The following is a 15,150-nucleotide window of genomic DNA, read 5'->3' on the forward strand; positions in this document are numbered from 1 at the left end:
CTCCAAACCTGGCCGGCGCGCGTCTTTCGACACCATCAACCGCGCACCTCAGCTCCCATCATCGGCCGATCCTCTGGATCGGTCCAGCAACGGTACGGAAGTCGGAATGGCGCGAGTATTGATTACCGGCGGCGCAGGATTCATCGGCTCACACGCAACAGACGCACTGCTCGCTGCCGGTTACGATGTGAGAATTCTGGACAACCTTTCTCCGCAGGTCCATGGCAGCGACTGCCAACGCCCTGCCTACCTCGCACGGGAAGCTGAACTCCTCGTCGGCGACGTCACGGAGGCCAACATCGTCGAGCAGGCGCTGCGAGGCACGGACATGGTCCTGCATCTCGCCTCCGCAGTCGGCGTCGGCCAGAGCATGTACGACATCGAACCGTATGTCAGGACGAATGAGCTTGGCACCGCAGTGCTATTGCAGGCCCTTTCGAGGCATCCGGTTGAGCGGCTCGTAGTCGCATCGTCCATGAGCATATACGGCGAAGGTCTTTACCGCACGCACGATCAGAGCGTTGTCGACGGCGGAGAACGGTCCGTAGAGCGGCTCCGCAGAGGCGAATGGGATCTTCGCGATGCAAGCGGTGAACTACTTGAGCCCGTACCTACGCCGGAGACCAAGAGCCCATCGCTGAGCTCGGTCTATGCGCTCAACAAGTTTGCGCAGGAACGCATGTGCCTGATCACCGGCAAGGCTTACGGCATTCCGACCCTCGCGCTACGTTTTTTCAACGTGTTTGGTCCACGCCAGGCCCTATCCAATCCCTACACCGGGGTGCTTGCGATCTTTGCGGCCCGACTGCTCAACGGACGTCCTCCGCTCGTCTTTGAAGACGGCGAGCAGCGACGCGATTTCGTCCATGTACATGACGTCGCCCGCGCTTGCCGCATCGCGCTGGAGACAGAGCATGCGCAGAACGTTTTCAATGTGGGCTCGGGCCAAAGCCGGACGATTCTGTCGGTCGCGGAGGACCTCGCTGATGTGATGGGCCGCCGCGACATCAAACCCGAGATCACGCGAAAATTTCGCGCCGGTGATATCAGGCACTGCTTCGCGGACATCGGCAAGTCGCGCGACCTGCTCGGTTTCGAACCACACATCGCGTTCAAGGACGGCCTTGAAGAGCTCGCCGCATATCTCGCCGACCAGATCGCCGACGACCAAGCCGAACGAGCGACCAACGAACTGCTGCAGCGAGGATTGGTCGCATGATGGAACAGCGAGACAACAGGCCCGTCCTGATCACCGGCGGCTGCGGGTTCATCGGCTGCAATCTTGCCGATCGCCTGGCGGCACGCGGTGAGCGCGTGCTGGTGCTGGATAATCTGGCCCGCGCCGGCGTGCGCGAGAACGCACAATGGCTGAAATCCAGGCACGGTGATCTCATCACTATCACGGTGGCAGATATCCGTGAGCCGATCCCGGTCATCGATGCCGTGCGTGACGCCCGGGCCGTGCTGCATCTGGCGGCCCAAGTCGCCGTAACGGACAGCGTGAGCGACCCGGCCGCCGACTTCGAGATCAACGCGCGCGGCACCCTGAACGTGCTGGAAGCCGTTCGGCTGCACAACAACACCGCGCCCGTCATGTTTGCCTCCACCAACAAGGTCTATGGCCGCCTCATCGAAGACAGCGAGATCGCACTCGCCGGCCGCCGGTACACGCCGACCGGCGCCCTGCTGGTGGACGGAATCTCCGAGAACGCACCGCTCGATTTCTATAGCCCTTACGGCTGTTCCAAGGGCACCGCTGACCAATATGTCCATGACTATGCGCGGGTGTTTGGGCTGCGGACGGTGGTGATGCGCATGAGCTGCATTTATGGGCCGCGGCAGTTCGGCACCGAGGACCAGGGCTGGGTCGCGCATTTCCTGCTGAGCGCCATCCGCGGCAAGCCGCTAACGATCTACGGTGACGGCTACCAGGTTCGCGACGCCTTGCATGTGTCAGATGCCGTTGCAGCCTGGCTCGCGGCGCTCGACCGGATCGGGCTCGCATGTGGACGGGTGTTCAATCTCGGCGGCGGACCGGCCAACGCCGTCAGCCTTCGCGAGTTGATCGACCAGATCTCCGAGCTGACCGGCCGCGAAATCTCATACTGCTTTGCCGATTGGCGGCCGGGCGATCAGCCCTGGTACGTCACTGATACGCGCGCCCTGTCCACAGCGCTGGGCTGGACCCCGCAAATCCCACTCGCAGAGGGTCTTCACTCGCTTCACGCCTGGCTAAGCGGTCGCTTCGGCACAGAACATGACAGCCGCGAGGCTCTGGCATGACGCGCGCCGCCCTCATCAACCCGAACTGGGATTATGCCGGCAGCATCTATTTCGGCTGCCGGTCCCCTCATCTGCCGCTCGAGCTTGGGATTACTGAACAGCACCTGAAAGCGGCTGGGCACTCAACGCTGCTACTCGATGCCCACATGTTCGAGCTGTCGCCGCGCGACATCGAAGCAGAGCTGCACAACTTCGGGCCCGACATGATCGTCATCACCACGGCACCGACCTATCTGTTTTGGCGCTGCGCCCCCCCGGAGCTCCGCGTTCCGCAGGCGCTTGCTTTGGCAGTGCGGGATCTTGCGCCTGTGCTGGTCGCAGTTGGCCCGCATGGATCGACGACCCCGCGGGCTGCACTGAGGAAGCTCGGCGTTGACGTGGTCGTCATGGGTGAGTGTGAGGCGTCCTTGCTCCGCCTGGCCAACGGCGAGCGGGATTTTCCCGGCTTGTGCTTTGCGGACGGGGCTTCCGTCCGGGTCAATGGCGGCCCGCAGGGCGCCGGGTTCAAAGATCAGCCGGCTCTCGACTGGCCGGACGAGATGATCCGGCGCCATCATCACCACCATCACCGCTTCGAGGCCGCCCCTGTCGGCCCCGGCGCGGAAGTCGAAGCGTCGCGGGGATGCCCCTACAACTGCACGTTCTGCGCCAAGGAGAACTTCCGCAACGCCTACCGCAAACGGCCGCCCGCCATTATTCTTGACGAGGTCGATCGCCTGCATCGGCAGGGCATCGAATATGTCTACTTCATCGACGAGATCTTTCTTCCCAATCACGAGCTGCTGGAAGGCTTGAGCCAGCGCGGTCTTAAATTCGGCGTGCAGACGAGGATCGATCTTTGGAAGCCGGACATGCTCGCTCTGCTCGGTCGCGCCGGCTGTGTATCGATCGAGGCCGGAATTGAAAGCCTCACGGTCGAAGGCCGCGCTGCGCTGGCGAAGAACTGCAAGATGAGCACTGATCAGCTCGCCGATCGGCTTGTCGAGGCCCGCCGTCACGTTCCGTTCGTGCAAGCCAATCTGATCGAGGTGCCTGAAGATGACGACCCCGTCGTGCAGCGTTGGCGCACAAAAATGCAGGATGCCGGCATCTGGGCCAACGATCCCGTCCCGCTTTATCCCTATCCGGGATCGCCGGACTATCGAAAGCTATGGGGCGAGCCCGATGATTTCGCCTGGGAGCGCGCACATCGGCACTATCTCGGGATGTTTGACCAGTTCAGTGACGTGCAGAACGAACGCCCGGTGCCGCTCGACGCACTCGAGCTTCAGGTGGCCTCATGAGGCCCACATCGAGAATCAGACTCCTGATGACGACCGATACGGTTGGCGGCGTATGGACCTACTCATGCGCGCTCGCCACGAATCTTGCCCGCTCCGGTGTCGACGTCACCCTTGTGACGATCGGCCCTCGGGCGCGTCCCGAGCAGCGGGCGATACTCAAGGGCTCGCCGGTGCGCCTGATGGAGACTGACCTCGCACTTGAATGGCAGGATCCGGAAGGCCGAGATATAGACGAAGCGCGACGCGTCCTCGCCGCGCTCGAGGCGCGGGTCAGGCCCGATATCATTCATCTCAACAGCTTCCGGGAAGCGACCTTTCTCTGGCACGCACCGACGATTGTCGTGGCGCATTCCTGTGTGAACTCCTGGGCGCTGGCCTGTCGCGATACGGTCTGGCTGAATGAACCCAGGTGGACGCGTTACACGGAACAGGTGGCCACAGCGCTCGATAAGACCCAGGTCTGGGTCACCCCCAGTCAGTCCTTTCACGATGACATCACCGATATCTATCGCCCTCACACGCCGGGTGTCGTGATCTGGAACGGGATCGTATCGCGGGCTCTCGGCGGCCGAAAGCGCGATCAGATCCTTGCGGCCGGTCGGCTGTGGGATCGCGGCAAGAATATCGAGACCCTGACATCAGCCGCACCAGGGCTGCAATGGCCGGTCCACGTGGCAGGCGCCGGCGGCGCGAACATGCCGAACAGTGTCGAATGGCTTGGGCAAATCTCGCACGATGATCTGCGCGCACGTCTCCAGCGTGCGGCGATCTTTGTCAGCTCGGCGCTGTATGAACCGTTCGGCCTTTCGGTTCTCGAGGCGGCTGCAGCCGGCTGCGCGCTGGTGCTGTCCAACATCCCAACATTCCGGGAATTATGGAGCGGCGCCGCGGTGTTTTTCGATCCGCAAGATAGCCAGGCATTGCATCAAATTCTGGACGGTCTCTGCACCGATACTGCCGCCAGGGTGCGCCTGCAAGGCGCAGCCTATGAGCATTCGCTCTCCTACGCGTTGCCGCGGACGACGGAAGCGTATCTGAGCCTCTACAAAGACCTTCTGCAGTCCCGCCAGACGAATGCGCCGGCCATGCCGATCGAGGTGCGCGCATGAAATGCGTCCTGTTTTACCATGCGTTCACCTCCTGCTGGAACAACGGCAACGCGCATTTCCTTCGCGGTTATGCGCGCGAGCTCAGCGCGCTCGGCCATGAGGTCATCGTGTTCGAGCCCATCGACGGCTGGAGCCGGCTGAACGCCATCCGCGAGAGCCGCGAAGCGATCCAGGACGTCGGCGATCTTTTCCCGGGCGTTGCCATTCGCCGCTATGACAGCTGCCTCGACTTCGACGAGGCACTGGATGGAGCCGACCTCGTCATCGTCCACGAGTGGAATTCGCCTGATGTGATCGAGCAAATCGGATACCGGCGCGCACACGGCTCGCGGTTTACGTTGTTGTTCCACGACACCCACCACCGTGCGATCACCGCACCGGACGAACTCGCCCAATTCGACCTCGACGCCTTCGACGGCGTGCTCGCGTTTGGCGAGGTGCTTCGCCAGATTTATATCCAGCTGGGCTGGGGTGATCGGGCCTATACGTGGCACGAGGGCGCCGACATCGCGATGTATCATCCCTTGCCAAGCGTCGAACGCACCGACGATCTGGTCTGGATCGGCAATTGGGGGGATGGCGAGCGCAGCGTCGAGCTCAACGAATTTCTGGTCGAACCTGTTGCCGAGCTGAATCTGCGCGCGAACGTGTACGGCGTTCGCTATTCGGAGCCGGCTCTCCATGCCATTCAGGCGGCCGGCATCCGATATGGCGGTTGGCTTCCGGCGCACTGGGCTCCAGTCGCCTTTGCCGGGGCGTGTGCCACCGTCCACGTGCCACGCGGGCCCTATGTCCGATCACTTCCGGGCATACCGACTATCCGTGTGTTCGAGGCGCTCGCCTGCGGGATTCCCATGGTTTCAGCGCCCTGGTCCGACGCCGAAGGCCTATTTCCCGAAGACACTTATCTCAAGGCCGCGGACGGCATGGAAATGAAGCGGGCGCTCCGTGCCGTTCTCGACGATAGGGAATTGTCGTCCGCTATGGCCGAAGCTGGCCTTAAGGCGATACGGGAGCGTCATACCTGCCTTCATCGCGCGCAACAGCTCGTGGACATTGTTGAGGAAATTCGCGCCTCCGATGTCTCGTCACGGCCCCTGCGATACATTGGAGCCTCTGCATGAAGATCTGCTTCTTCGGATCCAGCCTGGTCTCGTCCTACTGGAACGGTGCCGCTACCTATTATCGCGGCATGCTCAAACAGATCGCTGCGCTCGGCCACGACATCACCTTCTTCGAGCCCGATGCTTTCGAGCGTCAGGCCCATCGCGACATCTCCGATCCCGATTGGGCTACGGTCGTCGTCTATCCAGCGACACCAGATGGTTGGCGCGGCTCACTCGAGGCAGCGGCGCGATCCGGTGAAATGCTGATTAAAGCCAGCGGCGTCGGTGTCTTCGATCAGGAGCTGGAGGAGGCAGTTGCTGCCATGTCCTCCCGAACAATGCGTATTTATTGGGATGTCGACGCCCCGGCCACGCTCGAAGCCATGATGAGCGATGCCGGGCATCATTTGCGACGCGCAATTCCTTCCTACGATATGGTCCTGACTTACGGCGGAGGCGAGTCCGTCATCTCGGCCTATCGCGCCATGGGAGCGCGGGATTGCGTGCCGATCTACAACGCCCTCGATCCCGAGACGCATTTTCCTTCCCCACCGAAACCTGGCTTTTCCTGCGATCTCAGCCTACTGGCCAATCGCCTGCCGGATCGCGAGCAGCGCGTTGAACGCTTCTTCCTCGATGTCGCACGCGAGCTGCCGAACAAGACATTCACTCTCGGCGGTTCCGGCTGGGAGACCAAGGACACCGCCCGCAACATCCGCAAGGTGGGCCATGTAGGCACCGGCGAGCACAACGCCTTCTTCAGCTCCGGTCTTGCGACACTCAACGTCAACCGCGACAGCATGGCGCGTTTCGGCTTCTCGCCGCCGACACGGGTGTTCGAGGCGATCGGCGCAGGCGCCTGCCTGATCACCGATCAGTGGGACGGGATCGAATATTTCCTGGATCCGGACCGCGAGGTTCTGGTGGCTTCGAACGGAGCGGCGGTTGCCCACCATATGAGCGAACTCAGCGTCGATCGCGCTGCTGCGATAGCCGCCCGCGCCCGCGCCCGCATTCTCAGCGAACACACCTATAGGCACCGGGCGCGCCAATTCAACGAACTCTTTGTCGGAAGCAGCTCGCGTATCGAGGCAGCAGAATGAATCTCAGCATCGTCGTCGTCGGTCTCTCGGTCACGTCATCATGGGGCAATGGTCACGCTACGACTTATCGTGCCCTGATCGAGGCCCTCGCACGGCGAGGCCACCAGATCACCTTCCTGGAACGCGACGTTCCGTGGTATCGTGCGCACCGCGATCTCGACAAGCCATCGTCCTGGCGCGTGGAGCTTTATCAATCGCTGAGGGATATCCCCCAGCGTTTCGGCCAGCTGATCCGCGATGCCAATCTGGTGATCGTAGGCTCCTACGTGCCCGACGGCATTGCAATTTCAGAGTGGATTACCTCTTACGCACGCGGCATCAAGGCGTTCTACGATATCGACACGCCAGTCACGCTCGCGAAGCTCGACGGCGGCCTCGATTATCTCTCCGCGGCGATGATTCCTCGCTTCGACCTTTATCTGTCCTTTAGCGGCGGCCCTGTTCCCGCAATGCTTGAGGAACGTTACGGCAGCCCCCTGGCGCGCGTGCTCTATTGCAGCGCCGACAACGAAACCTACAAGCCGCAGCAGGCGCAGGCGAGATGGATGCTCGGCTATCTCGGGACCTACAGCGAGGATCGACAACCGACCCTCGAACAGTTGCTGTTCGCCCCAGCAAGGGAACTCTTCCCGGAACAATTCGTCGTCGCCGGAGCGCAATACCCCGAGCAGATCCGCTGGCCTGACAACGTCCAGCGCATCGATCACCTAGCGCCTCAACAGCATGCGAAGTTCTATGCCGAACAAAGGTTCACCCTCAATGCGACACGCGCCGACATGCGCACGCTGGGTTTCTCGCCGAGCGTTCGCCTGTTCGAAGCAGCTGCCTGCGGCACCCCCGTGATTTCCGATCGATGGCCGGGCATCGAGACGATCTTCGAGCCGTCGCAGGAAATCCTGCTGGCAGCTACCCCCCGGGACGTCATCCAAATTCTGCGGGACATGCCAGAGGACCGACGGCGCGCAATCGCCGAGAAGGCGCGGCAGCGCGTCCTCGCAAATCACACCTCAGGTCATCGGGCTCGCCAGTTGGAGACATACTATACCGAGGCAACCGCGCGGCGGCACTGCAAGCCGATGGGCGTCCCCGCTGCACGCTCCGCGCAGGTCGCCGAACTCTGAAAGAAACACATCATGACATTACAGGCCCGCATCCATGCTTCCCGCCGCTCTCCGACTGTGATGATCGCCGGTGGCGCAGGTTTCATAGGCTCGCATCTCTGCGACGCGCTCTTGCAACGTGGAAACAACGTCATCTGCCTCGACAATCTGTTTACAGGGTCGATCGACAATGTCAGGCCGCTACTGAACCACCCAAACTTCCGTTTCATCGAGCATGACGTGCGCGACGTTATCCAAATCGACGACAACATCGATCGAATCTACAGCCTGGCCTGTCCTGCTTCGCCCAGGCATTACCAGAGAGATCCGGTCGGAACGATGAAGACATGCGTGCTCGGCACCATCAACATCCTCGAGCTTGCACGCCAAAAGGGCGCTCGCGTCCTTCAAGCGTCCACAAGCGAAGTCTACGGCGATCCCGAGGTCCATCCGCAGCCGGAATCCTATCTTGGCCACGTCAATCCGATCGGCCCGCGCGCCTGCTATGACGAGGGCAAACGCGCTGCTGAAACCCTGATGTTCGACTACCATCGCATGCACCAGACGGAAATCAAGATTGCCCGCATCTTCAACACTTATGGCCCGCGCATGCTGGAGAACGACGGTCGCGTCGTCTCCAACTTCATCGTACAGGCTCTCCGCGGCGAACCGATCACGATCTATGGCGCCGGCACGCAGACGCGGAGTTTCTGTTTTGTCGACGATCTCGTGCGGGGGCTCCAGCTCCTGATGGAAAGCCCGTCCTCGGTGACCGGCCCCTGCAATCTCGGTAATCCGCACGAGGTCACCATCGAAGCCATCGCCCGTGAAGTCCTGAGGCACACGGCCTCTATCTCGCCGCTGCGTTTCCAGGCCCTTCCGAAGGATGATCCGAAGCGCCGCAAGCCAGTCATCGATACCGCCGCACAAGTACTCGGATGGCGGCCGCGTGTGGCGCTGGAGGACGGTCTTCGGGCGACGGTTGCTTATTTCGCCTTACGCATAGCCCGCGATACACCCGCACTGGTGCCCGCGGTCGCGCCGCGCCGGGCTGGACGACGCGCCAGCCAGTTGAGAATTGCCGATCCCGGGCAATGAGGTCCTTGCTGTTCTTTCCCAAGGGAGCCACGCGAATAAATCCCGGCTTCGTCGTGCGTCGTGATTGCGTCTAGCGATCGAAGGCTGCCATGAATGCGACGAATGCCCCCGATTCCAGCGACAAACCAAGGGGTTTCTCCCGCGCCCTCGGTCTCGGACTCATAACCGGCGCGGCGGACGACGACTGCTCGGCCATTGGGACCTACGCGAGCTCAGGCGCGCAATTTGGCTATGGCTTCCTCTGGATGGCGCCCGTGACGTTCCCGATGATGTTCGCCGTCGTCTATCTGTCGGCCAAGCTCGGACGCGTCGCCGGCAAGGGACTGTTTGCCGTTCTCCGTGAACATTTCACGCCATGGCTGATGTGGCCGGCGCTGATCGGCGTTCTAATCGGGAACGTCATCGAGGCCGGGGCGAACATCGGCGCGATGGCTGCAACGATCAACCTGTTCGTGGCCATCCCGCAGGGCATCGTGGTCCCGGCGATTGCGGGCGTCATCCTCGCGCTACAGATCTGGGGCTCGTATGCGCTCATCCGCAACGTCTTCCGCTGGCTGGCTCTGTCGCTGTTTGCCTACGTCGGATCGGCGGCCCTTGCGTCGCCGGATCCATGGGCCGTGCTGCGGGGTACGTTCGCTCCGCAGATCCAGTTTTCCAAGGAATTCCTGTCGATCCTGGTTGCGGTGATCGGCACGACGCTATCGGCTTATCTCTACACCTGGCAGTCAAATGTCGAAGTCGAGGAGCTGATTGCCGCTGGTCGCACGAGCGCGCAGGCGCGGCGCGCCGGCATGGGCACGGAGCTTGCACAATCGCGCCGCGACATCCTGGTCGGCATGGCGTTCTCGAATGTCATCATGTACTTCATTATTCTTTCGACCGGGGCGACGCTGCACAAGGCAGGGCAGAGTGACATCAGCACTGCGGCACAAGCCGCCGAAGTATTGAAACCGCTGGCCGGCAATGCCGCCTCCGCGCTCTTCAGCATCGGAATTATTGCGGTCGGGTTCCTCGCGGTCCCGGTCATGACCACGGGCGCGGCCTATGACCTCTGCCAGACCCTCGGCTGGAAGAGCTCGCTCAACGTGCGCCCCAGGGAAGCCCACCAATTCTACCTCGCCATCGCCGGCTTCACGGCTGCGGCCGTCCTGCTCAACTTCCTTGGCTTCAATCCAATGAAGGCGCTGATTTATTCGGGCATCGTGCAGGGCTTCTCGACCCCGCCACTGTTGCTTCTAATCCTCCTGATGACGAGCGATCGCCGACTGATGGGCAGCGAAGTCAACAGCGCCGGAATGAAGGCGCTTGGCTGGTTGACCGTCTCGGCCATATTCGCGGCAACGTTGGGTTTGGTCGCGAGCTGGATCATCGGTTGACTGCTTTCGCCAGGCACCCGCGCACAGGAGGAACAAGGCGCGCTCCGCCTTGTACCGCGCTCCCGCGCGGGTGCATTCTGAGCCGGACAATACGGCCTCGCCGCCGACCGCGTACACGGACCACTTCCATCTGCCGCGCCCACGACGCTTCAGCCAAAAGTCGAAATAAGCGAATCGATCATTGTCGTTCTGACAGGTCATGCCACGGAATGCTCCGAGAAACTGTGTTGAAGCTGATCGATAACGCGATGTTCGCGCTCGATGCGGCTCAGATGGAGTTCGCGCTCCTCGTCAGTTTTTTGCGCGAGCCAGCAGCCGATGGTAGTGATGGATGACCTTCTCGCGGCCGCGGATCAAAAGGGATCGGACCCCTGTCATGAGGGGGGCCCCATGTTCGACGGCCTGGTTGATCCTCTCGGCACGGACAATGTGACGGAAAATGTCCGGGACCTCAGTGCCTCGAGGGCGGTCTGCTCCTCGGCAAGACGCCGTTCGACGAATTGACGCTCGATGTCCGACAGCATCGTCCGCTCGAGCCGTCGATTGCGGTTAATATTGTTGCGATGCGCACGGATGCGGGCAAGTTTCTCATCAAGCATCTTCGTCACTCCTGACGGACTTCCGTGTCCTTTTCGGTTTTGAAACGTCAACGAACAGCAGGATCAAACCTGCGTTTGGGAATTACCGATCGTCGTCCGAGCCGCCGCTCAACCCGCACGCCGCCAGCCGTGCGGGTCGCCGGAGCGTGCGCACGCCTTGCCTTCCATTCGGCGATCTGTTGGAGCAGTCCGCGTTCGATATCCCCCTCGGAGGGCTCAGCGATTCGATCAATGACCTCCATGGCTCGTCTCCTAGGCTGCAGCGCGCTCGACGGAACGGAGGCGCATCGGCTTGCCGCCGGGTGGATCCCGAGGACCGTCATCCAGCGCGCACAACGCCTTCAGGATCTCGTCGATGGTCACCGGCGCCTTCAGTCCGCTTGGCGCCCGCAGCGAGGGGCATGACGCCATCGCTGAAGCATCTGATGCCCATGAAGCCAGGATGGTGCGCTTTTCAGAACGGCTCAGAGTCCGATTGGAAACGACATCCCGGGGATGTTCGAAGGTGGCACCGGGATGAAGAAGAGTATTGAGATCGACAACACTGTCGTTGAGAGCGGTCGTCGGCCGCATGGCTGTCTTCGTTTCTAAGACGAGTTGAAGGATTGCCGCGCGGGGAATGTCCCGCGCGATCCGGTCGTTGAATCTGCTGAGTGACCTTAGGCGGCCTTGGACTCGATCTCCGTCACGTTACTGGGGACAGCACCATTGATCGCGATGCGACGCGGCTTCATCGCCTCGGGGATCTCCCGCTGCAGGTCGATGACGAGCAGGCCGTTCTCGAACCTGGCACCCCTCACCTCGACATGATCGGCGAGCGTGAATTGTCGATTGAAGTTGCGCGCCGAGATGCCGCGATGCAGGAAGGTCTTGCCTTCCTTCTCGCTCTTGTGGCCTTCAAGCGAGAGAACGTTCTGCTCGACCGTCAGCGCGACCTCATCCCGCGTGAAGCCGGCGAGCGCCTGGAAGCGGTTTCTCGTCGAGACGTTCGATGTTGTAGGGGGGATAGGTTTCCTCGCCCACGCGCTGCGCGGCTTCGGCGAGGTCGAAAAGACGATCGAACCCGATGGCCGACCGGAACAGGGGCGAAAAATCAACAGTGCGCATAAGCGAAAGAATGTTGAAGCCCGGAAACAATTTTCAAGAGGTTGGCGCAAGCAGATCGAGGTTAGTGCTGCGACTCTTGCCAAAGGGAATGTCCCCTGGATCTTGCGGCCCAGCAATGGGTCCGGCTTGATTTGGCGGAAAATCAGACGGCCCCAGCCTTGGGCAAAGCAGAGCCGTGCTATTACTTGGGCTTTCTAGCCGCAGGGTTGGGACAGGTGAGAAGCCAAGTCCAAACGGGGAAACGGCGGCATGGTTCCAGAAATCTGATGTCCCAAGTTAATCGTAGGGTCGTTACATTTGGTAGGGCGTGAGCCTGTTGCGAAGCACAGGCTGCCGATTGGGTGCGCTGTCCGATTCGGCGTGCTCGCGGCCCCAGCGCTCCGCTCCTCTCCAGTCCCGGAAGCGCTTGGGGCCGTGCTTGCGCGTTTCGGCCCTCGGCGGCGCCTTCGCGTTATCGATCATGCGCTGTCGTCACTTCGAGCGACATCAGCCGACCGAACACACCGGCTCATGTTAACTTAAGCTAATTGGATGCGCGCTGCGCCAAAAAAGCTCAAGTTATGAATTCACTTGCTAATCTGCTCTATGTCAGGCACTGGAACGATCTTATTACACTACGTTGTCTTTGCATCACCGGCAGATATCATCGGGCGCTGGTGTCGAGAGTAGATCTGCTCCCGCCTGTGTAAGGTCGGAGTGGTGCGCCATTCGGGCCTCCAAGGAGCTTCCGAATGGCCCTCAATCTTGCTTCGGCATTGATCACGAAACTGACGGTTTCGAATTATCTCGAAGGCGACGACATCCGGGCGATTCAGAACCTTCAGATTCGCGAGCGTCGGCTTGATGCCCGCGAATTCATCGTTCGCGACGGAGATCGGCCAAATGAATGCTGTTTACTGGCCGACGGATTTGCGTTCCGTTCGAAGATAACTGCGGATGGGCTGCGGCAGGTGCTGTCGATCCACATACCCGGCGAAATACCCGACCTTCAAAGTCTCCATCTCAAAGTCATGGACCACGACCTCATTACTTTCTCGCCCTGCACGCTGGGCTTTATCGCTCATGATGATCTAAGGGAGGTCATCCGGCGGCGCCCCCACCTGGCTGCTGCGTTGTGGCGCGAAACGTTGATTGATGCGGCGATCTTCAGGGAATGGATCGTCAATGTCGGGCGGCGTGAGGCGATCCCTCGAATGGCCCATCTTCTGATTGAACTCCATGAGCGGCTCAAGGCCATCGGGCACACGCGGGACGGAGAATTTGCTCTGCCACTCACCCAGGTCGATCTGAGCGATTGCTTGGGGCTCTCGACGGTGCACACGAACCGGGTTCTTCAATATCTTCGAAAAGAGGGATTGGTCGCGGCAAGCCGATCCGAATTTCGGATCCTTGAGCCGCAGCAGATTGAAGATCTCGCAGGATTCGATGCGACCTATCTTCACCTCAGTCCCACAGTCTAACTGAACTTCTGCGCCCGCACGTCGATCCGATAGAGTGGATTGCCATCACGCGTGACGACAAGGGACCAACTGCCGCCGCCCGAGTGTAAATTGGTTTCAACGTCTTTCACCGTTCTACGGCCTCACGCCAGGCCGCCTCATCGTCCGGCAGCTCTTGCGTCTTGTAGGAGAGTTCGCCGTTTGAGACTTTGAAGGAATACTGTGTCATCGACACGGAACGAGCGGATTCTGCCTCCGGTTCCTCGACGTCAGCCGCCTTTGCCAGCCGCGTTCAACTGGCGGCGGAGCCTATCGGCATACTGCTTGAGTTCTAGGGCAAGTCGGCGATTGTAGATGCGCACCTCTTCGTCCGCCGAGAGATTGCCTAGCAGCTCGCTCTCTGCGTACGACGTTGACGTCGCCGCAAGTACCGTGGCACACACTCTGCGATCCATGCTTAACATTTGGTAGGAAGTGCGAGCTGGTTTGGCCGGTCAAAGCAGCCAGACGCTCATCTCCCAACGGCCGGTGGACGTTGTGCCGATCGTCGCGGTGCGTTCATCAGGAACAAACATCCTGATTCGCGCCTTCTAAGTTTTTGGAGGAACGTATGGCAGAAACTGCAAAAGCATCGTGGAAACGTCCCGGCTCACCGATCGGCAAGAAGGGACCGCGCAAAGCGAACCCGAAGTACAAGCGCCGCTTGCGTGAGCCCTGGGGCGAGCAGGAAGTTAAGCAGCTCCGGGCGTTCGCAAAGGCAAACACCCCAACCGGTGTCATCAGCCTCAAGATGCAGCGCCCGCCGGGAGCGATCTCGAGCAAGGCACAACGCGAGGGCATCTCACTGAAACCGGTCAACCGTTCGCCTTAACCGGCGTGCGACGAAGGCACGCACGACAAAGCGGCGCTAATGCTTGGTAGGCGGGGTCTCGATCATTTTGCGGACCCCGCCCACGTTCGGCTCAGAGGCCAGAGGCTGGAAGGATCCACGAGCTAAACTCAAGCCAAGCACATAGGACAAATGACAAAGGCCCTGTGGGCGTTACGCCACATGGCCTTTGCTGGCACTGTGATTCCGTCCCACTTAGCAAACAAATGTTGCTCGATTCGCGTTCTCGGTAACGAGAAGATTTTAGGGTAAGCTATTTGCCATCCAAAGGCATCTCATCGTTCTGTCTCCGCTCAGCAAGAAGCTCCTTCTCGGCTTCGTACCAAAAGGTATCCATTGCGCCCGGAGGCTCGCCGGCCTCTTGCCAGAGCCGGTACGCGCGACTGCGGATATCTTCCTCACTCAAGCTGGTCATGACTTCCTTCCTTTCAGAAGCAAAGCCGCGCAGGCCGCCCGGTTCCTTTTGTGCGGCAACAAGTCTTGGCAAAGGCACGTGCTCTCCTGACTTCCGATAAGTGACTGGAAGTCAGTGCGCGCCGACGATGGAGTAGCGAGGAACAAAGCCAGTCACGCAAGCTTTGGACTCTTACTGGCCCGCCGACCGAGCTGGCGGAGCGGCCCCGGCCTCCCAAAAGCCCCCCAGCCGGGGGCTCGCTCT

15 protein-coding genes and 1 pseudogene are annotated in these 15,150 nt (G+C 60.9%); 11 read left to right on the plus strand and 5 right to left on the minus strand.

Annotated elements, in window-relative coordinates; translation table 11 throughout:
* The first annotated feature begins 106 nt into the window (after window positions 1–106).
* The 9 genes from BRAGE_RS0134690 to BRAGE_RS0134730 all read left to right on the plus strand — a co-directional run bounded on the left by BRAGE_RS0134690 (window position 107) and on the right by BRAGE_RS0134730 (window position 10,458).
* Window positions 107–1,219: an NAD-dependent epimerase/dehydratase family protein gene (locus BRAGE_RS0134690; RefSeq protein WP_027561342.1), complete on the plus strand. Its 1,113-nt coding sequence runs from the start codon at window positions 107–109 to the stop codon at window positions 1,217–1,219.
* Window positions 1,216–2,283, plus strand: a complete 1,068-nt coding sequence (locus BRAGE_RS0134695; protein WP_181411708.1) for an NAD-dependent epimerase/dehydratase family protein — start codon at window positions 1,216–1,218, stop codon at window positions 2,281–2,283. The genes BRAGE_RS0134690 and BRAGE_RS0134695 overlap by 4 nt, the downstream gene beginning before the upstream one ends.
* Window positions 2,280–3,566, plus strand: a complete 1,287-nt coding sequence (locus tag BRAGE_RS0134700; protein WP_027561344.1) for a TIGR04295 family B12-binding domain-containing radical SAM protein — start codon at window positions 2,280–2,282, stop codon at window positions 3,564–3,566. Before BRAGE_RS0134695 ends, BRAGE_RS0134700 begins: the two co-directional genes overlap by 4 nt.
* 26 nt (window positions 3,567–3,592) lie before the next feature.
* Window positions 3,593–4,675, plus strand: coding sequence for a glycosyltransferase family 4 protein (locus BRAGE_RS0134705; RefSeq protein WP_231164191.1), 1,083 nt, complete (start codon window positions 3,593–3,595; stop codon window positions 4,673–4,675).
* The gene (locus BRAGE_RS0134710; protein ID WP_027561346.1) at window positions 4,672–5,799 is read left to right on the plus strand and encodes a CgeB family protein; all 1,128 of its coding nucleotides are present in this window, start codon (window positions 4,672–4,674) and stop codon (window positions 5,797–5,799) included. The genes BRAGE_RS0134705 and BRAGE_RS0134710 overlap by 4 nt, the downstream gene beginning before the upstream one ends.
* A complete protein-coding gene (locus BRAGE_RS0134715) occupies window positions 5,796–6,884 on the plus strand; it encodes a CgeB family protein (protein ID WP_027561347.1) in 1,089 nt (362 codons plus the stop codon). The genes BRAGE_RS0134710 and BRAGE_RS0134715 overlap by 4 nt, the downstream gene beginning before the upstream one ends.
* On the plus strand, window positions 6,881–8,005 hold the full coding sequence (locus BRAGE_RS0134720; RefSeq protein WP_027561348.1) for a CgeB family protein: 1,125 nt from the start codon (window positions 6,881–6,883) through the stop codon (window positions 8,003–8,005). The genes BRAGE_RS0134715 and BRAGE_RS0134720 overlap by 4 nt, the downstream gene beginning before the upstream one ends.
* A gap of 12 nt (window positions 8,006–8,017) precedes the next feature.
* Window positions 8,018–9,082 carry a UDP-glucuronic acid decarboxylase family protein gene (locus BRAGE_RS0134725; protein ID WP_027561349.1) on the plus strand — a complete coding sequence of 355 codons (1,065 nt, stop codon included), beginning with the start codon at window positions 8,018–8,020 and terminating at the stop codon, window positions 9,080–9,082.
* Window positions 9,083–9,171: 89 nt separating this feature from the next.
* Window positions 9,172–10,458 carry an NRAMP family divalent metal transporter gene (locus tag BRAGE_RS0134730; RefSeq protein WP_027561350.1) on the plus strand — a complete coding sequence of 429 codons (1,287 nt, stop codon included), beginning with the start codon at window positions 9,172–9,174 and terminating at the stop codon, window positions 10,456–10,458.
* A gap of 374 nt (window positions 10,459–10,832) precedes the next feature.
* Here BRAGE_RS0134730 and BRAGE_RS53735 read toward each other — a convergent pair whose 3' ends face one another.
* From BRAGE_RS53735 to BRAGE_RS50715, 4 genes and pseudogenes are all read right to left on the minus strand, one after another.
* The gene (locus BRAGE_RS53735; protein WP_084334598.1) at window positions 10,833–11,057 is read right to left on the minus strand and encodes a hypothetical protein; all 225 of its coding nucleotides are present in this window, start codon (window positions 11,055–11,057) and stop codon (window positions 10,833–10,835) included.
* 47 nt (window positions 11,058–11,104) lie between these two features.
* A complete protein-coding gene (locus BRAGE_RS55290; protein WP_141263107.1) occupies window positions 11,105–11,299 on the minus strand; it encodes a hypothetical protein in 195 nt (64 codons plus the stop codon).
* 10 nt (window positions 11,300–11,309) lie between these two features.
* Window positions 11,310–11,630, minus strand: coding sequence for a hypothetical protein (locus tag BRAGE_RS0134740; RefSeq protein ID WP_027561351.1), 321 nt, complete (start codon window positions 11,628–11,630; stop codon window positions 11,310–11,312).
* An 86-nt stretch (window positions 11,631–11,716) separates the two neighbouring features.
* Window positions 11,717–12,164 (minus strand): annotated as a pseudogene (locus tag BRAGE_RS50715) (Hsp20 family protein).
* Between the two features lie 731 nt (window positions 12,165–12,895).
* On the opposite strand from BRAGE_RS50715, the gene BRAGE_RS0134755 reads away from it, so the two are divergent.
* Together BRAGE_RS0134755 and BRAGE_RS50720 are read left to right on the plus strand one after the other, a co-directional pair.
* The gene (locus BRAGE_RS0134755; protein ID WP_027561352.1) at window positions 12,896–13,624 is read left to right on the plus strand and encodes a Crp/Fnr family transcriptional regulator; all 729 of its coding nucleotides are present in this window, start codon (window positions 12,896–12,898) and stop codon (window positions 13,622–13,624) included.
* 589 nt (window positions 13,625–14,213) lie between these two features.
* Entirely contained in the window at window positions 14,214–14,474 is a 261-nt protein-coding gene (locus BRAGE_RS50720; protein ID WP_035730414.1) for a hypothetical protein, read from the plus strand.
* Window positions 14,475–14,745: 271 nt separating this feature from the next.
* Here BRAGE_RS50720 and BRAGE_RS53740 read toward each other — a convergent pair whose 3' ends face one another.
* Complete coding sequence (locus BRAGE_RS53740; RefSeq protein WP_416207747.1) at window positions 14,746–14,985, minus strand: DUF2934 domain-containing protein; 240 nt, start codon at window positions 14,983–14,985, stop codon at window positions 14,746–14,748.
* Window positions 14,986–15,150 lie beyond the last annotated feature (165 nt).

The sequence above is a fragment of the Bradyrhizobium genosp. SA-4 str. CB756 genome (assembly GCF_000473125.1).
Classification (GTDB): domain Bacteria; phylum Pseudomonadota; class Alphaproteobacteria; order Rhizobiales; family Xanthobacteraceae; genus Bradyrhizobium; species Bradyrhizobium arachidis.